This window comes from Povalibacter uvarum (assembly GCF_014202975.1).
Taxonomy (GTDB): Bacteria; Pseudomonadota; Gammaproteobacteria; order Steroidobacterales; family Steroidobacteraceae; genus Steroidobacter; species Steroidobacter uvarum.
Window position 1 is genome coordinate 388416 of record NZ_JACHHZ010000002.1, and the last position, 26112, is coordinate 414527.

Here is a 26112-nt window from a genome sequence, read left to right on the forward strand (position 1 = left end):
CGGCTCATCCCAGCGCCCGATTCACCCTCATCCAGTACTGCCCCAGGATCGACACCTGGTCCGTGAACTGTTTGAAGTCCACGGGCTTCACGATGTAGCTGTTGGCGTGGCGTTCGTAGCTGCGGGTCATGTCCGATTCCTGGTCGGACGAGGACATGATCACGATGGGAATCGCGCGCAGCTGGGGGTCCGACTTGATGCGGGCGAGCACGTCGAGCCCGTCGATCTTGGGCATGTGCAGATCGAGCAGCATGAGGCGCGGCAAGCCTGACGGACGCTGTGCGTACTGGCCTTTGCGCAGCAGGTAATCGAGCGCTGCTTCGCCGTCCTGCACCCACACGATATTGCGGCTCACGCCGCCGAGTTCGAGGGCTCGCTTGGTCAGCTCGGCATCTGTCGCATTGTCATCGGCCAGCAGCACGTAACCGGAATGGGTCATGAAGCACCACGAGGGGCACGGGACCCGGGGCTCGGGGCCCGGGTTGAGATGGAGTCCGTCTCCCGCCCGGGCCCCAAGCCCCGAGCCCCTGGTTCACTGCGCGCGAGCGCAATGACGAAACCATACTCCCGCGCGACTTCGCGCAGGCGCTGGAATCTGCCGGACTGACCGCCATGTCCGGCTTCCATGTTCGTGTGCAGCAGCAACGGACTCTCGTTCGTCCGGCGCTCGCGCAATCGCGCGACCCATTTCGCGGGCTCGTAGTACTGCACCTGGCTGTCCCACAGCCCGGTGGTCACGAGCAGCGGCGGATAGTCCTGCGCGCGGACATTGTCATACGGCGAATACGAAAGCATGTAGCGATAGAAGTCCGCTTCGTTCGGATTGCCCCACTCGTCGTACTCGAGGGTCGTCAACGGAATGGACTCATCGAGCATGGTCGTCACGATATCGACGAATGGCACGTTCGCCACTGCACCTCCGTACAACTGCGGCGCCGTATTGATCACAGTGCCGATCAGCAGGCCACCGGCGCTGCCGCCGGACGCATAGATGCGACCGGCAGTGGCATAGCGTTGCGCGATGAGGAATTGCGTGACGTCGATGAAGTCCTGGAACGTGTTCCACTTGTTGAGCAGTCGCCCCGTGTCGTACCAGTGACGCCCCATCTCCTGCCCGCCGCGCACGTGCGCGATTGCGTAGATGAAGCCGCGATCCAGCAGCGAAAGTCGCGCCGAGCTGAAGGCCGGATCCATCGAGAGCCCGTACGAACCATACGCATAGAGAAACAGGGGCGCGGAGCCATCGCGCGGCGTGTCTTTTCGATACACGACTGAAACCGGCACGCGCTGGCCATCGCGGGCGTCAGCCCACAGGAATTCGCTCGCATAGTTCGCGGGATCGAACTCGCCCAGCACGGGTTCGCGCTTGAGCAACGTGCGATTGCCGCTGCGAATGTCGTAGTCGAACGTCGAGGTGGGCGTCGTCAGGGACGTGTACACGTAGCGCAGGACCGTCGAATCCATTTCCGGATTCGATCCGAGATGCATCGTGTAGGCCGGATCGTCGGCTGCCAGGTGGCGCGCCGGTTCACCCCAGCGCTGAAAGCGGATCTTGGAGAGTCCACCGGAGCGCTCGCTCACCGCGAGGAATTCGCGGAACAGCTCGAAGTCCTGCACCAGCACCTGCGGATCGTGCGGCACGATGCTCTCCCAGCGATCAGGACGGCCGTGATCGGCCCGGCTCGCCACGCCGACAGCGGCTACGCAGAAATTCTGGGCCTTCCAGTTGCTGCGCACGAAGAAGCGATCATCGAGATGGTCGACCTGGTACTCGTGATCTTCCTCGCGCGGTGCGAACACTTCGAAAGTCGTGCCGAGATCGTCCGCGGCGGCGAAGCGCCACTCGGACGACGTCGTGCTCTCCGATCCGATGAAGACATAGCGTTCCGATTTGCTGCGCTCGACCGCGAGGCCGAAGCTCTCATCGGGTTCCTCGTACACGACCGGATCGGGTTGCGAGGAACCGAGCAGATGCCGACGCACCCGCCGGCCCAGCAGCGTCACCGGATCTTTCTCGATGTAGAGGAAGGTGCGGTTGTCATCGAGCCACGCGATGTCGGCTTCCGCATTCTCGATGATGTCCGGCAGCAGTTCGCCCGTGCGCAGATCCTTCACGCGCAGCTGGAACTGCCGGCGGCCGACGGTATCGACGGCGTAGACCGTCAACTGGTTGTCGGGACTGACCTCGTAGTTCGCGAGCTGGAAGAAGGGATGACCTTCCGCCATCGCATTGCCGTCGAGCAGCACGACGGCTTCGCCGTCGTCGGCACCGTCGGCGCGACGCATGTAGATCGGATACTCGCGGCCCGTCTCATATCGCGCCCAGTACCAATAGCCGCGATACCTCGCGGGCACCGACGCATCGTCCTGCTTCAGGCGTCCGATGATTTCGCGATACACCGCTTCGATGAGCGGCTGGATGGGCTCGAGCACCGCATCCGTATGGGTGTTCTCCGCGCGCAGGTGGGCGATGACGTCGGCATCGCTGCGGGCATCGTCACGCAGCCAATAGTAGGGATCCTCCCGCGAGCCGTTGGGCGACTCGACGCGATGCGCGCGCATGACGGCTTTGGGAGGTGAGAGCAACGTCGATCCCCTGCGTCCGCATATGGATGCGGCCGAACTGAATGCTGCGTCCTTCTGGATTTTCCGGGTTACGACCGGGGAATGCCGGTCCTGCCAGATCGGTGCGCTATATAGCCCGGTCCGCGCGAAGCCGTAAATCGTCAACTCCCTCAATGCGGCCTCCCCTTTTCGGCGGTCCGCTGTCGCCAAAAGGTGACGTGCTCGGATGAAACCTGCCCGCCCTGGGACCACCATTCACCCATCCACTCGCCATTTCATAGGGCCCGGACAACACCGGCCCGGTGGCGGTAGGATTCGACCGCTGCGCTGCAAAGCGGCAAGCAGCGGCCCAGATAAGCGGTTGGGGACACAACGAAGACGACCGGGACCCGCTTGTACGAATTTCTGGGGTGCAGTTCACGCGGCTGGCCCGGAAAAGGCAGATGCAGGTCTCAGTCATCCGACTTTGCATAAGTAAGTATTAGAAACCAGCATGAAAGCCCCCGTAGGAGTGGGTAATGGCCAATGCGCATAACAGCCGTCCAGCGGGCGGCGAAGAAGTGAATCTGGAAATCGACGACACGCAGAGCGCGCGCATCCTGGGCGAAGAAGGCCATCAGCCTCCCGTCCTGGTGCTCAGCCGCGATGCCGGCCTCGTCGAAACCGTACGCAAGGCAGCGCCGCGCGGAGCGTCAGTCGCCCATGCACCGGATCTCGACCAGGTGGCGGACCGCCTGCCGAGCCTGAAGCCCGGCGTCCTGGTCGCCGACACGGCCAGCACCTCGGATGTTGCGGCACTGGTTGCCCAGCTCACGCAGCACTTCCCTGAACTCGTCGTGGTCGTTGCGGGCAAGCGCGAAGACAGCGCTTCGCTGATGCAGCTCACGGCCGCGGGACGCATCTTCCGCTTCCTGCTCACGCCGCTGTCGCATGGTCAGACTCGGCTCGCCCTCGAAGCCGCAATCACCCAGCACATCGACCTCAAGGCCGCTGGGCAGCGCCAGAGCTCAGGCGGTGCCGGCGAAACCGGCGGCAAGAACTACGTGATGACTTACGGCGCCCTCGCCGCGGGTCTGCTCATTCTCATCGGCGGTATCTGGTTCGGCATCAAGCAGTTCACCGGCAAGGAAGCGCCTGTCGAAACGCCGACCGCAACCGCACCGACCGAACAGCCTGGCGGCGTTCCCGAGAGGCCCGATCCCGTGCAGGCCGAGCTCGCGCTCGCGAAGGAAGCTTTCGATCAGGGCAAGTTCCTCGAACCGGCCGGCGAAAGCGCCCTCGACTTCTATCGCAGCGCGCTCACGCTGGATCCGGAAAGCCAGGCCGCGAAGGATGGTATACGTTCCGTCGTGGACAAGATTCTCGTCCGCGCGGAAACCGCACTCACGGCAGAGAAGCTCGAAGAAGCGATCCGTGCGATCGAAACTGCGCGCACTATCGATTCGACGCATCCGCGTCTGTCGTTCCTCGATACGCAGATCGCCCGCGAGCGCGAACGTCTGAAGCTCACGCAGGCGGCTGAAGTCGGTAGCCGCGTCCGCACGCTGGTCGCACAGGCAAACGATCGCATGGCCAACGGCCGTCTGATCACGCCGGCAAACGCGAGCGCCCGCGATTCGCTCGTCGAAGCGCGCCGCCTCGATCCGACCGACCCGAACGTCGTGCAGAGCATCCGCGAACTAAGTGCGCTGCTCACCGAAGAAGCCCGCAAGTCGCTCGCCGCAGGACGCGTCGACGAAGCGCAGGGCTACGTGAATGGCGCTCGCCAGCTCGGCTACGCAGGCGCAGCGCTCGCGACAGTTGAACGCTCGCTCGCTGATGCAACGCGCAGTGCAGCTCCCGCGGCTGCTGGCGCACGCCGTCCGGCGTCCGCTCCCGCGGCTGCCGGTCCGAACACCGACGCGCTCGTTGCCGAAGCCCGGCAGCGTCTCGCGGACGGCAAGCTGATCGATCCGCCGGGCGCCAGCGCGAAGGACTCGCTCCTCGCGATCGTCGCCGCGACGCCGAATCGTCCGGAAGTGGAAGAACTCTCGCGCGCCCTGTCGACCCGCTTGCTGAACTCGGGCAAGCAGGCCATGGCAGCGAAGGCATACGATCGTTCGGCACAGCTGATCGCGGGTGCCCGCGAAGTCGGAGCGCGCTACAACGAAGCGGGCATCGCACAGGCTGAAGCCGAGCTCCAGGCTGCACGAGAACAGACGGCACAGCAGACGAACGTCGTGTCCGCCGCAACGCTGAAGCGCACGCGCACGGTCAACCCGGTGTATCCGGAGTCGGCCCGCAAGCGCGGTGTCGAGGGCTGGGTGGAAATGGCATTCACGGTCACGCCGAACGGCACGGTCGAAGACGTCGAAGTTCGCAACGCGAGCCCGGCGGATGTGTTCGACGATGCCGCTGTCCGCGCGATCCGCCAGTGGCGCTTCGAGCCAGTCGAGCGCAATGGCCAGAAGGTGTCGCAGCGCGCGATGGTTCGCCTGCGCTTCGAACAGCAGCAGTAAGAAGATCGAAAAGAAAGGGCCCGCTGCTCGCGCAGCGGGCCCTTTTCTTTTCTGGGCCACTGGCTACTGGTCAACTGGCTGCTGGCCAGACCGAAGAGGACGGAAAAGAAGCGGAGTACTCTTCTCGTTTCTGGCCAGTAGCCAGCAGCCAGTCGCCAGCCGCCAATCTCACGCCGTCTGCAGCTTGCCGTCCCCCACCGTCACTGCAGCACGTGCCGGTGCCGCCTGCAGCGCCACCACAATCGCGATCACGATCAGGAACACGGGATATTCCCAGCCACCGTTCGCATTGCTGAAGACCCAGCCGTTGCCGATGTGCGCCCATGTCGCACCGATCAGCACGGGCACGAGAGCGAGCGCCACCCAGCGAGTGCGGATGCCGAGCACCAGCAGCACGCCACCGATCGCTTCCAGAGCAAAGACGACGTAGGCGAGCGATGACGGCAGGCCGAGCGACCCGAAGTACTGAGCGGTGCCTGCAAGCGTGAACGTGAAGTATTTCAGGATCACGCTGTGAGCGATGAACATGAGGCCGAGCGAAACGCGCAGCAAGGTATTGCCTGCACGCTGGGTATCGAAGTCGAACATGTTGAAATCTCCTTGAGTTGGATGTCTGTGATTCGGACGCGGACGAAGACGCGCTATGCCCTATTGGTCAACTTCGACCTCCAGTCCGGCGCTGCGCCAGGCGTCGAATCCGCCTTCCATCTCGACGACGGAGTAACCCGCGGTGGCAATCTCGACCGCGGCGGCCGCGCCGAGCTTGCAGTTCTGGCTGTAGCAATAAAGAACGTTCGTGCGGTCCTTCGAGAGCCCCGCCAGCGTGTGCCAGCGGCCTCGCGGCAAGTTGATCGCTCCGGGAATGTGGCCCGCGCGATAGTCCCCGGGCTCGCGCACGTCAACGACCGTAATGCGCTCGTTCCGCCGGATCTGGCCGTCGAGCTCCACCGGACCGGTGGTGTAAAGCAGCCGCTGCGCGAAGAACTCGCGAGCCTGATGCGGATCCTGGGTAACCATGACTTCGACCTCGGGCAGAATTCAGTGAGGTAGAAGGTAGGCCCGATGAAGCGCGGGATCATCGGGGTGGGGGGAATGGGATTTATTCCAGAGGCCAACCGGCCAGCTGGCTGACTGGCCGGCTGGCCAGAACAGAAAGTGGTGCGCATGGGGCTAGAATCAGCAACCGAACCCTCGGGGTCTCTGGCCAGTCGGCCAGTTGGCCGGTTTGCCAGCAGGCCACTCCATGCAATCCCTCACCGACATCGCCATCTTCGTCAAAGTCGTCGAGCTCTCGAGCTTCACTGCGGCAGCAGATGCGCTCGAGATGTCGCAGCCGGTCGTCAGCAAGGCGATCACGCGGCTGGAGGAGAAGCTCGGGGCGCGATTGCTCAATCGTACGACGCGGCGCCTGAGCCTGACCGAGGCGGGGTCGGAGCTGTACCGGCGCAGCGTGCGGGCGCTCGAAGAGATCGAGAACGCGGAGCTCGAAGTTGCGCGCTTTCAGACAGAGCCGCGCGGTACGTTGCGGGTATCGGCTCCGATGTCCTTCAGCATCCTGCAGCTCGGCGCGAAGCTGGATCGCTTCCTGGATCGCTATCCCGGCGTGACGATGGAGCTGAGTCTCGACGATCGTCGCATCGATCTCGTCGAAGAAGGGTTCGACGTGGCGATCCGCATCGCCAACCTGCGCGACTCGAGTCTCGTCGCACGCAAGATCGTTCCGTGCCGCCAGGTGCTCTGCGCATCACCCGCGTATCTGAAGAAGCACGGCACGCCGGAGCGGCCTGAAGATCTGCTGGAGCACAACTGCATCCTCTACTCCTTCCTCACGAACGCGCGCGAGTGGCGCCTCGTCGATGAGCAAGGCGAAACGCACGTCGTGCCGCTGAAGGGCTCACTGCAAACCAACAACGGTCTCGTGAACCGGGCCGCGTGCATCTCCGGCGTCGGCATCGTCATGCTGCCGACCTTCTACGTCGGTGATCAGCTGCGCTCGGGCGAGCTCGTCCCTATCCTGTGCAAATTCCGTCCAGTAGACATCGCCGTCTATGCCGTCTACCCAGAGCGCCGCAACCTGACGCCGAAAGTAAGAGCGTTCGTGGACTTTCTGGCCGAGACGTTTGGACCCGAGCCGGAGTGGGAGAAGGGGTGTCCGCTGGATTAGCGATGAGACCGAAGAACTGCCAATAGCGGCCTCCCTTCTGGCTCACCGCTCGCAGCTCGTCGCTCGCAGGCTTCCCTGCACCACCCCCGCCCCCCACTCCAGTGCACTCGCACCATCTGCGAGCGCAATAGCGTCCTCCAATCGCTCAACTCCCTGATTTCGCCTCTGGCATCCCCCTTGCACTGGACGCAAGTCGAGTTCAATGGAGTGATCGATGGACGGCCGGGCGACAAGACTGCAGCTGCTGAGTTTCGCGACGATTCCGATGCGCAATTTCCACTTCGCGTGGATGGCGTTCTTCGTCTGCTTCTTTGCGTGGTTCGCGGTCGCACCCCTCATGCCGGTGATCCGCGACGAACTGGGCCTTACGCGAGATCAGATCGCCAACATCAATATCGCGGCGGTCTGCGTCACCATCTTCGTGCGCCTGATCATCGGTCCGCTCTGCGACCGATTCGGTGCGCGGCTCGCTTACACGTGGCTGCTCGCGCTCGGCGCGATTCCGGTCATCGCCATTTCCTTCTCGCAGAGTTACGAAGCCTTCCTGTTCTGGCGCTTGTGCATCGGGGCGATCGGCGGCTCTTTCGTGATCACCCAGTTCCACACATCCGTGATGTTCGCGCCGAACATCGTCGGGACCGCGAACGCTACATCCGCGGGCTGGGGCAACGCCGGCGGCGGCGCTACGCAAGCCATCATGCCGCTCCTGCTTACCGCGCTGGTGTCGCTCGGCATCGAGCAGGCGCTCGGTTGGCGCATCGCGCTCTTCGTGCCTGGAATCATGATGCTCGTCATGGCGGTCGTGTACTACCGCTGCGCAAGTGATACGCCGTTCGGCAACCTGAGCGATCCGCGCGTGCGTCTCGCTGCGGGACAGGCTCAGCGCAGCAAAGGCCGTGAGTCGTTCATGCTCGCCGCCCGCGACTATCGCGTGTGGCTTCTCTTCGTGACGTACGGCGCCTGCTTCGGAGTGGAACTGACCATCCACAATCTGGCCGCCATCTACTTCGTGGATCGCTTCGGCCTGTCGGTCACATCCGCGGGTCTCTACGTCGGTTGCTTCGGTCTGCTCGCTCTCTTTGCGCGTGCGCTCGGTGGACTCGCTTCCGACCGCATCGCGAAGGGCAGCGGACTGCAAGGGCGCGTCAATCTGCTGTTCGCGCTGATTCTTGCCGAAGGCCTCGGCTTGCTCGCCTTCGCCGAGACCGTGAGCCCGATCCATGCTCTCGTCGTCCTGCTGATCTTCGGTCTCTTCACGCACATGGCGTGCGGTGCAACTTACGCGGTCATGCCGTTCGTGAATCGCAAGGCGATGGGTGGTGTCGCCGGCATCATCGGCGCTGGCGGCAACATGGGCGCCGTCGCCGCGGGCTTCCTGGTCAAGGGCTCGGCGAGCACGCAGACCGCGCTCTTCACGCTCGGCGTCATCGTCCTCGTCTGTTCTGTATGCGCGATCGCGGTTCGCTTCACGCAAGCGCAGAAGGACGAAGAACAGCGTCTCTATGAGGAAGCGATAGCGGCACGAGCAGCCGGCAGCGCGTCACGGGCTCTGCCGGAAGGCGCCGCCTCCTGACCCACTGATTCAAACCTGTCGCTGCTCCAACGTTGGGTGCAGCAACAGTTGCCGAGGGGCGCTTCGCGCCCGCCTGCCAGCCCGCAATGTCGCGGACGGAGCAGCAGCAACTGATCAGAACCTGATTTTCCGCGGGAACGCATCGATGCGTACCCCGTGATCGAGAATTTTTCTTGCGTACGAATCGCAGCGGAGTCTCCATGTCCACACGACGCAGACTGGTAGTCATCGGCAATGGCATGGTCGGTCAGCGCCTGCTCGACCGCCTCGTCGCCGAATCGCAGGACTTCGACATCACCGTGCTGTGCGAAGAACCCCGTGCCGCCTACGACCGCGTGCAATTGACGGCGTTCTTCTCAGGCAAGTCCGCGGAAGACCTGTCGCTGGTCACACCGGGGTTCTTCGATCATCACGGCATCAACATTCACTTCGAAGATTGCGCGACCCGCATCGATCGCAGCGCGAAGACCGTCACGACGTCGCAGGGCCGCACGATTGCCTACGACAAGCTCGTCCTCGCCACGGGGTCCTATCCGTTCGTGCCTCCCGTGCCCGGCCGCGACCGTCCGAACTGCTTCGTGTACCGGACGATCGAGGATCTGGAGGCGATCCGAGCCGCCGCGGCATCGAGCAAGGTGGGCGTCGTCATTGGCGGCGGCCTGCTGGGCCTCGAGGCAGCGAAGGCGCTGAAAGATCTGGGTCTGGCGACTCACGTCGTCGAGTTCGCTCCGCGGCTGATGGCGGTCCAGATCGATGACGGCGGCGGTCGCGTGTTGCGCCGGAAGATCTCCGACCTCGGTGTCGGCATTCACACCGGCAAGAACACCACCGAGATCGTCGACGGTGAAGGCGCGACGCACCGGATGAAATTCGCGGACGGCACCTTCCTCGACACCGATATGGTCGTGTTCTCCGCCGGCATCCGGCCGCGCGACGAGCTGGCACGCACCTGCGGTCTCGCCCTGGGCGAGCGCGGTGGCATCGTCATCGACAACAACTGCCAGACTTCCGATCCGGACATCTTTGCCGTCGGCGAATGCGCCCTCTGGAACGGCAAGCTCTACGGACTCGTCGCGCCCGGCTACCAGATGGCTCAGGTTTGCGTTGCGAGACTGATCGATCGCAACGAACCGCTCTTCACCGGCGCCGACATGAGCACCAAGCTCAAGCTGATGGGTGTCGACGTGGCATCGCTCGGCGATGCGCATTGCAGTTTCAGCAATGCCCGCTCGTACACGTTCGTCGACGAGCGCAAGCAGGTCTACAAGAAGCTCGTCGTGAACGAGGACGGCACCCGGTTGCTCGGAGGCATCCTGATTGGTGAAGCAGATGACTACGGCATCTGGCTGCAGATGATGCTCGACGGCACTGCGCTGCCGCAGCATCCGGAAGAGCTGATCGTTCCGGCCTTCGAAGGCAGCAAGAAGTCGGGCGCCACCGGCGTCGCGGCCCTGCCCGCTTCGGCGCAGATCTGCTCGTGCAACAACGTCACGAAAGGCGCGATCTGTTCGGCGATCGACGCCGGCTGCACGACGGTCGGTGCGTTGAAGTCTTCGACGAAGGCAGCGACTTCATGCGGCGGATGTACGTCGCTGCTCACGATGGTACTGAAAGCGGAGCTCGCCAGCCGCGGCGTTGCGGTCAACAACCATCTCTGCGAGCACTTCCCCTATTCCCGCCAGCAGCTCTTTCACCTGATCCGTGTCGGCGAGCTGAAGGCCTTCGACGCCGTGCTCGCGAAGCACGGTCGCGGCATGGGCTGCGACATCTGCAAACCCGCTGTCGCGTCGATCATGGCGTCGTGCTGGAACGAGTTCGTGCTGAAGCGCGACAAGGCGATCCTGCAGGACACCAACGACTACTTCCTCGCGAACATGCAGAAAGACGGCACCTATTCCGTCGTTCCGCGCGTGCCGGGCGGCGAGATCACGCCCGAGAAGCTGATCGTGCTCGGCGCGGTTGCACAGAAGTACGGCTTGTATACGAAGATCACCGGCGGCCAGCGCATCGATCTCTTCGGCGCACAGGTGCATCAGCTTCCTCTCATCTGGAAGGAACTGATCGATGCGGGATTCGAAACCGGACAGGCCTACGGAAAGTCCGTGCGCACGGTGAAGTCATGTGTCGGTTCGACCTGGTGCCGCTATGGCGTGCAGGACAGCGTGGGCTTCGCGATCGACATCGAGAATCGCTACAAGGGCCTGCGCGCGCCGCACAAGCTGAAGTTCGCGGTCTCTGGCTGTACGCGCGAATGCGCCGAGGCCCAGAGCAAGGACGTCGGCGTGATCGCCACCGAGAAGGGCTGGAATCTCTACGTCTGCGGCAACGGCGGCATGAAGCCGCGGCATGCCGATCTCCTCGCCTCGGATCTCGATTCGGCAACGCTGGTCCGCTATATCGACCGGTTCCTGATGTTCTACATCCGGACGGCGGATCGTCTGCAACGCACTTCGGTGTGGCTGGACAACCTCGAAGGCGGCCTCGATTACCTGAAGCAGGTGGTGCTCGACGACAAGCTGGGTGTCGCCGCCGAGCTCGAAGCAGACATGGAGCGCATCGTCGCGAGCTACGAGTGCGAATGGAAGAAGGCCGTCGAGGATCCGCAAACACTGAAGCGCTTCCGTCACTTCGTGAACAGCGACAGCACCGACGCGAATGTCGTCTTCATCCAGGAGCGCGGGCAGATCCGCCCGGCAACTACTGAAGAGCGCCGCGAACGCCAGAAGGAGGCCGTATGAAGACTTCGTCCAACTGGACCTTCGTCTGCGAGCTCGACGACATCCTGTCCGGCACCGGCGTAGCCGCGCTGATCGATGGACGGCAGCTCGCGATCTTCCGGGTCGGCGACAGCGTGTATGCGCTCGACAACTACGATCCCAACAGCGAAGCCAATGTGTTGTCGCGAGGCCTCGTCGGAGACATCCAGGGCGACCTCGTCGTCGCCTCGCCGATCTACAAGCACCATTTCAGCCTGATCAGCGGCCGCTGCCTGGAGGATCCTGACCAATCCGTGCACGCCTACCCCGCTCGCGTTACCGATGGTCGCGTGTGGGTTCGCAGCGTGCCTCTGCGGCCGGTTGCACGCACGCGCCATCTCGTCGTCATCGGCAACGGCATGGCAGGCATGCGCGTCGTCGAGGACCTGCTGCAGATTGCGCCGAACGCCTATCGTGTCACCGTCTTCGGCGCGGAGCCTCATCCCAACTACAACCGCATCCTTCTCTCGCCAGTGCTCGCAGGCGAGAAGCGCGTGGAAGACATCATTCTTCACTCGCTCGACTGGTATCGGGAGAAGGGCGTCACGCTGCACACCTCCGATCCCATCGTCTCCATCGATCGCGTGCGTCGCACTGTCCGCTCCCAAAGCGGCATCGAAGTACCTTACGACAGGCTCCTGATCGCTTCAGGTTCCAATCCCGTCATGCTGCCGATCCCGGGCAATGACCTGCCGGGAGTCGTGACTTTCCGCGATCTGCAGGATGTGGATGCGATGCTCGCGGCTACACGCACGCACAAGAAGGCTGTCGTCATCGGTGGCGGGCTGCTGGGACTCGAAGCCGCGAATGGCCTGCTGAAGCAAGGCATGGACGTCACAGTCGTACACATCTTCGACACGCTGATGGAACGACAGCTCGACCGCGCGGCCGCGGATCTGCTTCGCGAGTCGCTCGAGAAGCGTGGCCTGAAGTTCAGGATGCAGGCAAAGACAGTGGAGATACTGAGCACGGGGCATGAATGGCGAGGTACGAGCCAGACGGATTCCGAAGCTCACGCCGCGAGCCTCGCGCCTCGAGCCCGCGTCGCCGGCGTCTGCTTCGAGGACGGATCCGAACTGGAAGCCGACCTGGTTGTCATGGCTGTGGGCATCCGCCCGAACATCGATCTCGCGAAGGCCGCCGGCTTGCGCTGCGAGCGCGGTGTCCTCGTGAACGACACGATGCAGACATTCGACCCGAGCATCTATGCAGTCGGCGAATGCGTGCAGCATCGCAACAGCACTTACGGACTCGTCGCGCCGCTCTTCGATCAGGCCCGAGTCTGCGCAACCCACCTGGCTGAGTTCGGCATCGGGCACTACATGGGCTCGATGGTGTCGACGCAACTGAAGGTCACCGGCATCGACGTCTTCTCCGCCGGCGATTTCATCGGCGGTCCCACGAGCGAGGCGCTGGTCATGCGTGATGCGAGGCGCGGTATCTACAAGCGCATCGTGATCGAGAACAACAAAGTGCGCGGCGCAGTTCTGTACGGCGATGTGAAAGACGGCGCGTGGTACATGGAGCTCATGACGCAGGGACGCGATATCGGCCCGCTGCGGGACAAGCTCCTGTTCGGTTCCGCGTTCGCCGGGAAGGCGTGAGCGCTAAGTGATCCGTACAACCTGCCCTTACTGCGGCGTGGGCTGCGGCGTCCTCGCAAAACCCAGGGAGAATGGCGCGGGATTCGAGATCAGCGGCGATCCTCATCATCCTGCCAATCGCGGGCGCCTTTGCTCGAAGGGCTCCGCCCTGGGTGAAACGCTCGACCTCGACGGCAGACTTCTGTACCCGCGGATCGGCGAATCGCGTGTCACCTGGGATCAGGCGCTCGATCACGTCGCCTCGGGCTTCCGGCGCATCATCGATCAGCACGGCGCGGATTCGGTCGCCCTGTATGTTTCGGGGCAGTTGCTGACCGAGGACTACTACGTCGCCAACAAGCTGATGAAGGGATTCATCGGCACGGCGAACATCGACACCAACTCGCGACTCTGCATGTCGTCGGCCGTCGCCGGTCACAAACGCGCTTTCGGCGAAGACCTGGTGCCCATCTGCTACGACGACCTCGAGCTCGCGGACCTCGTCGTCCTCGTCGGTTCGAACACGGCGTGGTGCCACCCGATCCTCTTTCAGCGCATCACCGCGGCCAAGCAGCGCCGGCCGGAGATGAAGATCGTGGTGATCGATCCGCGTCGCACCGCCACTTGCGAGTTCGCCGACCTGCATCTTCCCATCCGCGCGGGAACCGACGTCTGGCTGTTCAACGGATTGCTCGCGTACCTGCATCAGCATGGCATCGTCGATACTCAGTTCGTCGAGCAACACACCGTCGACGCATCCCGGGCGCTGCTCGTCGCCGAAAACACGGCAGGTGATCTGCGTGCGGTCGCCAAGGCATGTCGCATCGATGAGCGGCAGCTGGCTGAGTTCTACGGGCTCTTCGCCCGTACGGCGAAGACGATCACCGCCTTCTCGCAGGGGGTGAACCAGTCGTCCGTGGGAACCGACAAGGTCAACGCGATCATCAACTGTCACCTGCTGACGGGACGCATCGGCAAGGAAGGGGCCGGGCCCTTCTCCGTGACGGGTCAGCCGAACGCCATGGGCGGACGCGAGGTCGGCGGACTTGCGAACATGCTCGCGGCCCACATGGAATTGGGCAACGCGCATCACCAGCGCATCGTGCAGGATTTCTGGCACAGCCCCACGATTGCTGACAAGCCCGGCCTGAAGGCCGTCGATCTTTTCGAAGCCATTCACGAGGGCAAGGTCAAGGCGGTGTGGATCATGGCCACGAATCCACTCGTCAGCCTGCCTGATGCCGATCGCGTGAAGCAGGCCTTGCAACGATGCGAGCTGGTGGTCGTCTCCGACTGCGTCGAGAAGACGGATACGAACGCCTGTGCGCACGTGCTGCTTCCCGCCGCTGGCTGGGGCGAGAAGGACGGCACGGTGACGAACTCGGACCGGCACATCTCCAGACAGCGCGCCTTCATGCCACTGTCAGGCGAAGCGAGGCCGGACTGGTGGATCATCAGCGAAGTCGCGAGGCGAATGGGGTTTGCACAGGGGTTCGACTTCTCCTCGCCTCACGAAGTCTTCGACGAACATGCACGACTCTCCGCCGCGGGCAACGACGACTCACGCGCGTTTCACATCGGCGGCCTGACCGGCCTCGATCGCGCCGCATACGACGAGATTTCGCCGGTGCAGTGGCCGTTACCCACGAAGGGGCACGCCGGCACCGCGCGACTGATGGAAGATGGACGTTTCTTCCATCCCGATCGCAAGGCCCGCATGGTGCCCACCACACCGCGCATGCCAGTGAACTCGACCGACCAGGAATTCCCGCTGGTGCTGAACACCGGCCGCATTCGCGATCAATGGCACACGATGACGCGCACGGGGAAATCACCTCGCCTCTCGACGCACATCGCTGAACCGTATGTCGACATGCACGCGCAGGATGCGTTGCTTACGGGCGCGAAGGAAGGCGAGCTCGTCCGTGTCTCGACGCGCTGGGGATCGCTCATCGCGAAACTCAAGGTCAGCGGAGAAATGCCGCGTGGGATGACGTTCGTACCGATCCACTGGAGCGATGCGTTCGCGTCGGATGCCCGTGTCGGCGCGCTGGTGAATCCCATCGTCGATCCCATTTCCGGCGAGCCCGAGCTCAAACACACGCCCGCGCGCGTCACTCCGTTCGTCGTGAGCTGGCAGGGCTTCATCCTGAGCCGCGAGTCGCTTCCGCAGCTCGATGTCACCTGGTGGACGGCAGCCCAGGGAGCCCAGTTTCATCGCTACGAGATTGCAGGTCGCCGCGTCTACGGCGACTGGTCGCGATGGGCGCGGCATCTGTTCGATGCGAAGCAGCCTCACGCCGACTGGCTCGAGTACTCCGACCCGAACGCTGGGATCTATCGCGCAGTGCTGCTCATCGATGATCGCATTTCGGCCTGTGTCTTCCTGTCACCGCGACAGGACCTGCCGTCACGCACCTGGCTTGCGGGCTTGTTTGCGAAGGAACGCATCAGCGGCCGGGATCGCGCGGGATTACTGGCGGGGCAGCCGGCGGATGCGAGCGCCGATACAGGGCCTATCGTTTGCTCTTGCTTCGGCGTCGGGCGCAACGCGATCTGCAACTCGATCGCACAACACAAGCTCACGACACCGCAGCAAGTCGGCGAGAAGCTCCGGGCGGGTACGAACTGTGGATCGTGCGTCGCCGAGATCAAGGTATTGATTGCGGAAGCGGCTGGCGGTTAGCGGCTGCCAAGAGAAGAGAGGCGGCCGAGCCGCCTCTTCCCGCCGGGTGCCCGTCAGCGGACACCCGTCACTCGTCACGTCCTCAATTGAAGCTCTTCCGCACGCCGATCTTGAACGTCCGGCCGAGCGGATTGCCCGTCAGCGGATCGTAGTTCAGCTCCATCAGCGCGAACGAAGGTTCTTCATCGAAGATGTTTTCCACGGTCGCCAGCAGCGTGACGTCGCCGGGCAGGTTCGTGCGATACGTCAGGTTGTGCAGGATCGTGGAATCCACCAGCGAATCGAGCGCCGGGTTGGTCACGTAGCGCTGGTCGCGATACTGATCGATGAAGTTCGCGGTCCAGCGGACGTTCTGGTTGCCGATGCTGAAGTCCACGTAGCCCTGTGCACGCCATTCCGGCAGCGCGTACAGCGTGGTTCCCTGATTCAGCTGGCCGGCACCGTCGAAGCCCTGCTGGAACACGACGCCGTTGATCATGAGCGTTTCGGTCTCGTACTTGTTGATCCACGTCGCGGTTGTGCCGACCGTCATGGAACCCCCGAGCACGTTGTCGAAGCGATAGTCGAACGTCATGTCGATGCCGTCGTTCACGAGACCCGCACCGTTGATGCTCGCGCGCGTGAGCTTGAGCACGTTGTTCGGATCGCACACGCCGCCGGCGAAATCGAAGTGTGCATCGAGCCACACCGGATCGACCGTCGCGCAGTTGTTCGGCGCCGTAGCACCACCCGTTGCGAAGTTCGGGAACACGATGTTCACGATGCCCGCGGAGGGTTCGACGGTGAGGAGCTTGTCGATATCGAAGCGCCAGTAATCGACGATCGCGCGGAAGTTGCCGACGTCGAGCATGAAGCCCGCCGTCCAGGTGAACGCCTCTTCCGGCTCGAGATCGGGATTGCCGACCGTGCCGACGGGGCGATTGCTGCCGAGCACCGACTGGAAGGCGATGGCTTCTTCAGGAAGCAGCGAAGTCTGCGGCGGAGCGCGGAACGTCGTGCCGGCGGATCCGCGGAGCGCGAGCCAGTCCGTCGCCTGCCAGCGCAGCGAAACCTTCGGGTCGAAGCTCGATCCGCCCTTGTCGCCATAGTCTTCGAAGCGCGCGGCGATCTGTGCGTTGAACGAATCGGTGATCGGCAGGCTCAATTCGCTGAACACCGCATAGATGCCGCGATCCAGCTTGCTGGCACTGTACGTCGCCAGGAAGTTGTACGGGCTTTCGTTCGGCGAGCAGGTCACGTCACCGTTCAGCAGCGTGTCCGGGCACGGCACCGTTGCCGCGTCGTTGTAGTAGTTGTTGCTCGATTCGGTCCAGTTGTGACGGTACTGAGCACCGGCGGCCCAACCGATCGCACCGCCCGGCAGCGTCAGTGGCATTTCACCGCTGAGCACGGCGTCGACTTCCAGCACACGCTGTTCGTTGACGTCCTCGCCCCAGAACTGCATCCAGTCGATCAGCTCCGGAGTGTTGATCACTGCCGCGTTGTAGCCTGGGTTCTCATAGCCCGTGACCGGATTGCTGGCCACGGCGTTCGAGAACGGGTTGAACCAGAGGCAGCCGTTCTGGCCGTAGGTGTTGTTCGCGATCGCGGCGGCGGCATCGCAGTTCGGTCCGCCCAGGCCGCGCAATGCGTACTGCAATCTGCCCGTGGAGATATCGAGATCCCGGCGCGTCACTTCGGAAGCGGCGTATGTCGTGGAAACAGCCCACGCAGTGCTGCCGAGCTCACCAGTGAGCTCAGCCGAGAAGCGGGCCTGCTGGCGCTCGTACTCCGCTTCGCCCGGGCCGTTGTCGAACGTCGGATTGCCGCCCGCGAAGAACGGACGCCACTGGTTGAGCACGATGTAGCCGCGTGCTGCGTTCACGGGCGTCAGCCCGGCAGCGCGGGCGGCGATGAAACCCGGGTTGTTCGATGGGATGTAGAACAGCGAGGTGCGTGCGGGATCAGCGAGCCCGTTGTCGTTACCGAGACCGAGCGCACCGCCGGATGCGGGTCCGGTTGCAGTTTCCGTCGGACGACGCGTCGTCGTGAACGACGGCGTGAACTTCGCTTCCGGCACATCGGTCATCGCGTAGAACGCTTCGACGTGCAGGCGCGTGGAGTCGGAGATGTCGAGGTTGTACTGCGTGAAGAGCCGGTAGGTGTTCTGTTCTTCGACGAGGTTCAGCCACGGCGTGTACTGCATCTGGCACTGCGTGCCTTCGTTCGCCGCTGTCGTCGGGCTGTCGATGCTGACGACGTCGCCGCCGAAAGCGGCACACGAGGGATCATGGAACTGCGTCGGCGAGAAGGCGAACGTTCCCGGCCCCGTTGCCAGCAGATAACGGAACGCGCCCGGATTCGATCCGGTGCTCCAGCCGCCGAGCGGATTCTCGGCACGCGATGTCAGCGCCCACTCGCGATCGCGAATCATCAGCTCCGAGCGATGGAAGTATTCGCCGGAGATGTAGAAGTCGGAGCGTTCGCCCGAAGTGCCCCAAGTGATCGACGCGGTGTAATCACCGTCCGAGTCTTCGATGTAGCGATAGTCGCCCGCGAGCTCGAGACCGTCGACGCGTTCCTTGGTGATGAAGTTCACGACGCCGCCGATGGCATCGGAACCGTAGGTGACCGCACCGCCGTCCTTCAGGATTTCGACGCGCGCGATGGCCGAGGAAGGCAGAAGGTTCGCGTCTTCGGAGGCGAGGCGCTTGCCGTTCAACAGCGTCAGCGTGCGCTCAGAGCCGAACCCGCGAAGGTTGATTGCGGCGGAGCCCTGCGCGGCCTGGCCGCGGCCTGAAGTGAACTGGTTGCTTTCGCCGATGATGCCGTTCATCACCGTCGTCGACTTCAGCATTTCGATCGCGGATGGAGCGCCCTGTTTCTCCAGTTCCTCGGCGCTGATGACTTCGACCGGCAGCGCCGCATCCTCGGCAGTGCCTTTGATATACGAACCGGTAACGATGACGACTTCTGCGATTTCGCTGGTCTGCGTCGTCTGCTGCGCAAACGCGGACCCCGCGACAACCACGCCAGTAGCTGCAAATAGAACGCGACGAATGCTCGCTCTGAGACTCGGACTCATTGTGACCCCCACTCGCCGGCGGACTCACGCCGGATTCTGTTGCGCCGTCTCCATTGCCGAAGACGGTCCCTCGACCTTCCCTGGAGCCCCTGCAGGGCGGAACGTGAAGCGAGGTGCTCGCGTCACGAGTTCCTTGATCTTGCTGGCATCAGTCTTCGCTGACGCAAAATGTCGTTCCGCGATACGGATGAAATTTCCGCGTTGGGGAATCGACAGGAGTGCGGCCGTGTTTATCGGTCGAGTGAAGGTGGGTCAATGACGCATCACGTTTCTAATCATGCGTAGACAGTTCTCGACAAAAGGTCGCCGTGGGCGACAAAAAGTTCTGAGCTGCGAGACAACTCGACTTCTCCGCTCGCGGACAGAAGGCGCGCGATACGGGAAACACCTAACGATGCGCAATCTTTCGGCTGAAGGCCGCACAGCAACCGAGGAGATGAGGATTCTCCGCGGGGATCGCGGGGAGACACGGGGCCGAACGGAATCGTGACGGACGAAATTTTTCTTATCCCCGTGCCCCCCGTGATCCCCGTGGAACTCCGACTCCGTTTCCGATGCCCGTTCCGACCGCTGGTTCTAGAAAAAAAAAGGGGCGGCCGAAGCCGCCCTCTTCCCGTGCTCACGCACGCGATCGACGTATCAGAACTTCTTCTCGAGGCCGATCTTGTAGTAACGACCGAGCGGATTGCCGATGAACGGCTCGTAGCTCAGATCGAGTCGCGCGAACGGCGGATCTTCGTCAGCGATGTTGAACACGGCCGCGGTCACCGTCGTCTGCGCCGGCAGCAGCAATCGATACACCAGGTCGAACGTGAGGAACGAGTCGACGTCATGACCCGGCGTGCCGACTGGCACGCTGGAGCGCGTGTCTTCCACGCCATCGATGTAGCGACTGGTGAGCCGGAAGTTGTGATGCTCCAGGCCCACATCGAAGTACGCCGAACCGCGCAGCTGCGGAATCGAACCGACCGTGCTGCCGCGCGTACCCGCGTAGTCGTCTTCGGGCTTGATCTGCACACCCTCGACGATCAGCGCGTCACGCTCGTAGCTCAGCGTGTAGCTCGCATCCGTGCCCACCGTGAACATGTCGGCGAATCGGAATGCGATCGAGGCATCGATGCCTTCGACGCGTTCTTCCGGGCCGTTGATCGTGTTCACTCGCGTGCGGATGAGGTTTGCCGCGGAGCAGGTGCCGGTCGCGAACGTCATGCGCGTCTGCAGCGCGTCGTACGCCGCGTTGTTGCACTGGTCGATCGGTGCCGTCGCGGTGCCGAAGAAGGCTTCGACCAGGTCCGTGCCGCCTTCGCCGCCGATCGGATCCGTGAACGTCACGTTCCAGTAGTCCGCTGTCGCTGTGAAGCCGCCCGCGTTCACCATGAAGCCGACGTTGAACGTATCTGCTTCCTCGGGCTTGAGATCGGGGTTGCCGTAGTTGTCATACGGCTTGTAGCCCGACACGCGCGAGGTAAACGCCAGCGTCGTCACGAAGCCATCGAGCAGCTGGTTCTGCAACGGTCCCCGGAAGGTCGTTCCGTAGGAGCCGCGGAATGCCAGCCAGTCGAGAGCTTGCCAGCGCAGGGACAGCTTCGGATTCGTCGTGGCACCGACGTTGCCGCCGTAGTCTTCGTAGCGCACGGCCAGCTGTGCCTGCAACGAATCGAACAGCGGCAGGCTGAGTTCGCCGAACACGCCGACGACGTCGCGAGTGAGATCCTGTTCGCGCAGCGGACCGAAGAACGTGAACACGCCGGACTGCGTCGTGCAGGACGTGTTGCCGTTGACCGGCGTGTCGACGCAGGGATTCAGCTCGATGTTGGTGAAGTCGTTGGTCTCGCGCTGGAAGCCTTCTTCGCGATACTGACTACCGAACGCCCAGCCGATGTTGCCGCCAGGCAGCGCGATGCCCATCTCGCCGTTGAACACCAAGTCCGCCGCGAAGAGCGTGCCCGTGTCCTTGTAGCCCAGGTCTTCGAACAGCCAGTTGAACAGCTCGTTGCTGTTCGTGTTCGCAATGTTCGCAACATAGGTCGCGTCGTTCTGCGCGCCGGTCGAGGGATTGAAGGCAAAGCCGGTCGAGAAAGGATTGAGCCACTCGCAACCGTTCGCACCCGCGGTGGTTCCCGTGCACGACGGGCCGCCGAGGCCGCTGAGTGCGCGCTGCAGACGATACGCAAGGATGTCCGGCGTGTTCGCTTCGCGCGTGTTCTCGCTGTACGTGAGGCCGAGGTCCCAGTTCACGGGTCCCAGTTCGCCGGTGAGGCCGGTCGATACGCGGAATCCGTCGAACAGACGCTCATCCTCCTTGCCTTCACCTGTCAGCGGATTGCCGCCGTTGCCCAGCGGCCGCCATTGCAGGCCGCTGGCGAAGACACTCGTGCGCGCCAGCACGTTCGCGCGCGTCGTTGGATCGAGGAAGGGCAGCAGCGCCTGCAGACCGGGGTTGTTGATCGGGATGACGTACGTCGGCGAGGAGATCGCTCCGCCGGGTCCCGGTGCCGGACCCTGATTCGGAGCATACGACGGCGACGAGTTCTCGCGCTTCGCATCGTGCACGCCGTACATCGCTTCGAGATGCCAGGAGACCGAGTCGCCGAAGTCCTTATTGAACTCCGCGTAGACCTGATAGTGCTCTTCGTCTTCGACCAGGTTGTCGAAGGTGATGTACTGGAACTGGCACTGCTGCGTCCCCGTGGCACTGGTCGTTGCGAGCCCGCCCAGTGCGACGCAACCGGGATCGCGGAACGCAGGCGCACCCGCGAGCGAGTACGTACCCGGGCTGCCGAACGATGACCAGCCGCCTTGCGGATTCTCGGTGATGGGTCGCACCGCCCAGTCGCGCTCGGTCGTGCTGAGTTCGGAACGGTGCCGATACCCGGCGGCCAGCATCATGTCCCAGCCTTCGCCCTGGTGACCCCAGACGACGTTGGCGTTGTAGTCACCGTCGGAACCGTCGATGTAGCTGTACGAGCCGTCGAGCGACAGGCCATCGAAGCCGGTCTTGGTGATGAAGTTGACGACACCGCCGATGGCGTCGGAACCGTAGGTCGCAGCCGCGCCGTCCTTCAGGACTTCGATGCGGCCGATCGCCGCCATGGGCAGCAGATTCGTGTCGACGCCGTTGCCCGTCGGAGACGCTGCGATGCGTCGTCCGTTCATGAGGACGAGCGTGCGCACGCCGCCGAGGCCGCGCAGGTTGATGTTGCCGCTGCCGGTCGATTGCGCGGAACCGAACTGGTTCGATTCGCCGACGACGCCCTGCACGGCCGGAATGGACTTCACGAGATCGATCATGCTCGGCGAGCCTTGCGCCGCGAGGTCGTCCGCTGTGAAGACGTCGACGGGCAGCGCCGCATCCTCGGCCGTGCCGCGGATGTACGAACCGGTGACGATGATGATCTCGGTGATCTCGGATGTATCACTGGTGCTCTGGGGCTCTGCGACTGCGGAGACGCTCGCCACCAGACCCGCCGTAAACAGAGCACGGCGAATGCTCGATCTCAGACTCGAACTCATTGGACCCCCATACCGGCTCGTGCCGGATTGACTCTTATCGACGCGGCCTCGAAGGCAGCGCTCTGTGGAGGGAACACAAAGGGGCTGGGCGCAGCTTCGGCCCGACGGTCCGCAGCGTTGTAGCCGTCTTCCTCGACTTGTCCATGGCAAATTCCTCTATGCAGAATGTTTATTCTGCATATCGTTGAATTTGAGCCACTACCCCCTCGAACTCCCTGATCATAGCCGCAAAGTGAACGTAGAAACCCTTACGTCCTCGTTGGGCTAAACCCTTGTACTGGAAGGGTGTCGTTCTGGTCAACGACGCAACGCGCTTTCACTGAAAAGATACGTCAACGTAGCTTACAGTTCGTATTGCTAACTGTTCTGCTGAATGGAACCATGGTTTTCGTGACCTGCGTGAGGCTCGCTTCTTTGTCTTCTTGTGGGTCCGGCTTCTGCCGGACGTCATGCCAGAGGCACAGCTCTTCAGGGCGGTTTCGCCGCTGCGGCCTGCGGCGCATGCGGGATCAGGTTCCGGATCGCGTTGCGATGACGTCCGGCTGAAGCCGGACCCACAATCAGACCCAACAAAAAGGGCGCCCCGGAACCCGGGGCGCCCTTGTTTCAGGACGCGATCTAGACGCTATCGACGCTCAGTCGCCGCCGAACTTCTTGCGCAGGCCGAGCTTGTACGTGCGACCGAAGGCGCTCGACGTGAAAGGGTCGTACGAGAGGTCCAGTCGTGCGAGCGATGGATCCTCGTCAGTGAAGTTCTCCACCGAAGCCGTCAGCGACATCTCCCACGGCAGCGTCACGAAGTAGTGCAGGTCGTGCATGATCGTGTCCTCGATCACCTTGCCCGCCGTAATGGCGACGCCACCGGTATCCGGAGTTGCGACGAACGGCGCCGTACGCTGATCGATGTAATCATCGATGTAGTTCATCGTGTACCGGATGTTGTGCGCACCGATGGCGTACTCGGCGAAGACCTGGCCCTTGATCTGCGGCAGCGGATACGCCGTCGTCTGGTAGTTCAGCTTGCCGGCTGCATCGAAGGGATTCGCGACCTGCTGTCCATCGATGAACGCCGCCGCGACGTCGTAGTCGAGCACGTACGTGGCGTTGATACCCAGCGTTGCGGTGCCGGCGAACATGTCCCAGGCGAACTCCGTGCTGAGATCCAGGCCGGTGGTCTTCACGCCAGGTCCGTTGATGCGCTGCCTGTCGACACGAATGATGTCGGCAGTGGCGCAGTTCGCGCCCGAGAAGGCGAATCGATACACGAGCGGATTCGCGAAGCTGCAGGTCGCCGCGCCGTTCGGGAACACGAAGTCCACCAGCGGCGTGAGCGGCTCGGAAACGATCGGCTTCTCGAAGTCGAACGACCAGTAGTCCAGCGAGGCGCTGAATCCACCGGCTTTGAGAATGGCGCCGACGTTGAACGTGGTCGCTTCTTCAGGCTTCAGGTCGGGATTGCCGAAGGTGCGCACGGCGCGGAACGTGCCGCGCACATCCTGCAGCGAAGTGATCGAGCCTTCGCTGATGTCGTTCTCCGTGGGTCCGCGGAAAGTCGTACCGACCGAACCGCGCAACGCGAGGGCGTCGGACAACTGCCATCGCAGCGACAGCTTGGGATCTGTCGTCGCACCGACGTTGCCGCCATAGTCTTCATAACGCACAGCGAGCTGTGCCTGGAAGTTGTCGGTGATGGGGACGCTCAGTTCTCCGAACACTGCATAGACGTCGCCGTCGAGATCCTCATCGAACGAACCACCCAGGAACGCCAGGCCGCCAGTCGGCGCTGCGAGCTGCGCCGGCGTACATGCACCCGGCCCGACGATTCCCGTCGAGATCGAGTTGACGCACGGCGTCACCGCGTAGTTGCTGAGATCGCTGTATCGGGATTCGAAGTGGTTGTCGCGGAACTGTCCGCCGAACGCCCACGCGATCTCGCCACCGCCCAGCTTCAGTCCCGTCGTGCCGTTGATCACCGCGTCGACGACCATCAGCTCCGTCGTCTGCTCCGTCCACACTTCCGGGAACATCCAGGCGATGAGCTCGGGATTGTCGTTGCTGACGGCGCTGTTGAACGTCGCGTTCGAGGCGCCCGTTACGGGATTGCCCGGAATCGCGTTGGAGAACGGGTTGTACCAGAAGCACCCGTTCGCGCCGGGCGTGTTCGCGGCAACATTGCAACCCGCGCCGCCGAGGCCGCGGAGTGCGAGCTGGTATCTGTTCACTGCCGTGTCACGGCCTTCGCGTCGTGCGTTCTCTTCCATGTACGTCACGGCGATATCCCAACCGAAGTTTTCGCCGATCTCACCCGAGAGCCCGGCCGACAGTCGCATGCCGTCGTAGTTTCTCGGGCCTTCCGACGAACCGTAGCCGAAAAGCGGATTGCCCCCGATGGCGAACGGACGATTTGCCACGATGAGCGCACCGGTCGCGTCCGCAGGAAACACACCGGGGTTCGATGCGATGAAGCTGTTCCAGGCAGGATGCGTGCGCGGTACGAAGAACCGTCCTGCGACGGGCGAGGTGCCGCCGGTAGCCAGCGACGTCGGCGTCTGCAGCATGGCGTAGCTGGGCGAGGTGCGATAGATCGGAACCTCGGTCTCGGCGTACAGGGCTTCGAAATGCAGGCTCGTTGAATCGGTGATGTCGAAGTCCGCGGAGCCGAACACCTGATACCGGTCTTCCTTCTCGGTCAGCGCGTCGAACAGCGTGTACTGCCAGCGGCAGACAGGCGTCGCTCCCGAAAGCGTCGGCACGCCGCCGAGATTCGCGCACTGAGGATCGCGGAATATCTGCGCGACCTGTGCACCCGCTGGCGTCAGCGGGATGAACGTCGAAGGGTTGCCCGCGGCGGAGTAGCCGCCCTGCGGATTGTCGAAGTAGCCCCTTCTCGCCCATTCGCGATCCTTGACGAACAGTTCGGAGCGATGCTGGTAGCCGGCCGCCAGCATGATGTTCAGACGATCGGTGCCGAAGCCATACGCGAGGTTGGCGGTGTAGTCGCCATCGGAGTCAGCGATGTACTTGTAGTCGGCGCCGATCTCGAAGCCGCGGAAGTTTTCCTTCGTGATGAAGTTCACGACGCCCGCGATGGCGTCGGATCCGTAAGTCGCGGCCGCGCCGTCCTTCAGGACTTCGACGCGCCCGATCGCCGCCATGGGAATCAGGTTGGTGTCGACCGCACCGGTGAACGGGTTGTTCACCATGCGCCGTCCGTTCAACAGGACAAGTGTTCTCTCCGGACCGAAACCGCGGAGGTTGACGCTGCCCGAGCCTTCCGAGCCCTGCGCACGCGCATCGAACTGGTTGGTATCGCCGAGCACGCCGCTGCTGACATTCAGAGACTTCAACAGCTCCACGGTCGTCGGCGCGCCGACCTTCTGCAGTTCCTCGGATGAGATGACGTCCACCGGCAGCGCCGCATCTTCGGGCGTGCCGCGAATGTACGAGCCAGTAACGATGACGACCTCGGCGACCTCGTTCACGTCCTGTGCCAACGCTGCACTGATCGTTGATGCGAGTACGCCGCAGGCGCCTGACATGATGAGCATGCGCTTTACGTTCATTTAAGACCCCCTTTTCACCGGATCGCGCCGGACTACTTTTCGTTGCGAAACCGCCATCGACGCACGCGTAGGTGCGAACGACGCCAATACAGGTTCACGCGAACGGCATTGCGCCATTCGCTTCGAAATCGACTGCGGGAAAGTGTT

Annotated in this window: 13 protein-coding genes; 6 read left to right on the plus strand and 7 right to left on the minus strand. The window is 63.1% G+C overall.

The genetic code is table 11. The features are described 5' to 3' along the window. Window positions 1–4: 4 nt before the first annotated feature. Both HNQ60_RS07965 and HNQ60_RS07970 read right to left on the minus strand, forming a co-directional pair. Entirely contained in the window at window positions 5–439 is a 435-nt protein-coding gene (locus tag HNQ60_RS07965; RefSeq protein WP_184330514.1) for a response regulator, read from the minus strand. Then, window positions 436–2586, minus strand: a complete 2151-nt coding sequence (locus tag HNQ60_RS07970; RefSeq protein WP_221304091.1) for a S9 family peptidase — start codon at window positions 2584–2586, stop codon at window positions 436–438. The genes HNQ60_RS07965 and HNQ60_RS07970 overlap by 4 nt, the downstream gene beginning before the upstream one ends. Before the next feature lie 497 nt (window positions 2587–3083). On the opposite strand from HNQ60_RS07970, the gene HNQ60_RS07975 reads away from it, so the two are divergent. Beyond that, window positions 3084–5063 carry an energy transducer TonB gene (locus tag HNQ60_RS07975; RefSeq protein ID WP_184330515.1) on the plus strand — a complete coding sequence of 660 codons (1980 nt, stop codon included), beginning with the start codon at window positions 3084–3086 and terminating at the stop codon, window positions 5061–5063. Between the two features lie 168 nt (window positions 5064–5231). On the opposite strand, the gene HNQ60_RS07980 is transcribed toward HNQ60_RS07975, so the two are convergent. Together HNQ60_RS07980 and HNQ60_RS07985 are read right to left on the minus strand one after the other, a co-directional pair. Continuing rightward, a complete protein-coding gene (locus HNQ60_RS07980) occupies window positions 5232–5651 on the minus strand; it encodes a DoxX family protein (RefSeq protein WP_184330516.1) in 420 nt (139 codons plus the stop codon). A 60-nt stretch (window positions 5652–5711) separates the two neighbouring features. Then, on the minus strand, window positions 5712–6080 hold the full coding sequence (locus HNQ60_RS07985; RefSeq protein ID WP_184330517.1) for a rhodanese-like domain-containing protein: 369 nt from the start codon (window positions 6078–6080) through the stop codon (window positions 5712–5714). Between the two features lie 226 nt (window positions 6081–6306). On the opposite strand from HNQ60_RS07985, the gene HNQ60_RS07990 reads away from it, so the two are divergent. The 5 genes from HNQ60_RS07990 (at window position 6307) to HNQ60_RS28050 (ending at window position 15825) form a co-directional block, all read left to right on the plus strand. After that, window positions 6307–7227, plus strand: a complete 921-nt coding sequence (locus tag HNQ60_RS07990; RefSeq protein ID WP_184330518.1) for a LysR family transcriptional regulator — start codon at window positions 6307–6309, stop codon at window positions 7225–7227. Between the two features lie 214 nt (window positions 7228–7441). Next, complete coding sequence (locus tag HNQ60_RS07995; protein ID WP_184330519.1) at window positions 7442–8800, plus strand: MFS transporter; 1359 nt, start codon at window positions 7442–7444, stop codon at window positions 8798–8800. 200 nt (window positions 8801–9000) lie between these two features. Next, window positions 9001–11538, plus strand: coding sequence for a nitrite reductase large subunit NirB (nirB, locus tag HNQ60_RS08000; RefSeq protein WP_184330520.1), 2538 nt, complete (start codon window positions 9001–9003; stop codon window positions 11536–11538). After that, on the plus strand, window positions 11535–13160 hold the full coding sequence (gene nirD, locus HNQ60_RS08005; protein WP_184330521.1) for a nitrite reductase small subunit NirD: 1626 nt from the start codon (window positions 11535–11537) through the stop codon (window positions 13158–13160). The genes nirB and nirD overlap by 4 nt, the downstream gene beginning before the upstream one ends. 7 nt (window positions 13161–13167) lie before the next feature. Continuing rightward, the gene (locus HNQ60_RS28050; protein WP_184330522.1) at window positions 13168–15825 is read left to right on the plus strand and encodes a molybdopterin-dependent oxidoreductase; all 2658 of its coding nucleotides are present in this window, start codon (window positions 13168–13170) and stop codon (window positions 15823–15825) included. Between the two features lie 82 nt (window positions 15826–15907). Here HNQ60_RS28050 and HNQ60_RS08015 read toward each other — a convergent pair whose 3' ends face one another. The 3 genes from HNQ60_RS08015 to HNQ60_RS08025 form a co-directional block, all read right to left on the minus strand. Beyond that, entirely contained in the window at window positions 15908–18889 is a 2982-nt protein-coding gene (locus HNQ60_RS08015; RefSeq protein WP_184330523.1) for a TonB-dependent receptor domain-containing protein, read from the minus strand. Between the two features lie 639 nt (window positions 18890–19528). Continuing rightward, entirely contained in the window at window positions 19529–22402 is a 2874-nt protein-coding gene (locus HNQ60_RS08020; protein WP_184330524.1) for a TonB-dependent receptor plug domain-containing protein, read from the minus strand. 635 nt (window positions 22403–23037) lie between these two features. Then, window positions 23038–25965, minus strand: coding sequence for a TonB-dependent receptor domain-containing protein (locus tag HNQ60_RS08025; RefSeq protein WP_184330525.1), 2928 nt, complete (start codon window positions 25963–25965; stop codon window positions 23038–23040). Window positions 25966–26112 lie beyond the last annotated feature (147 nt).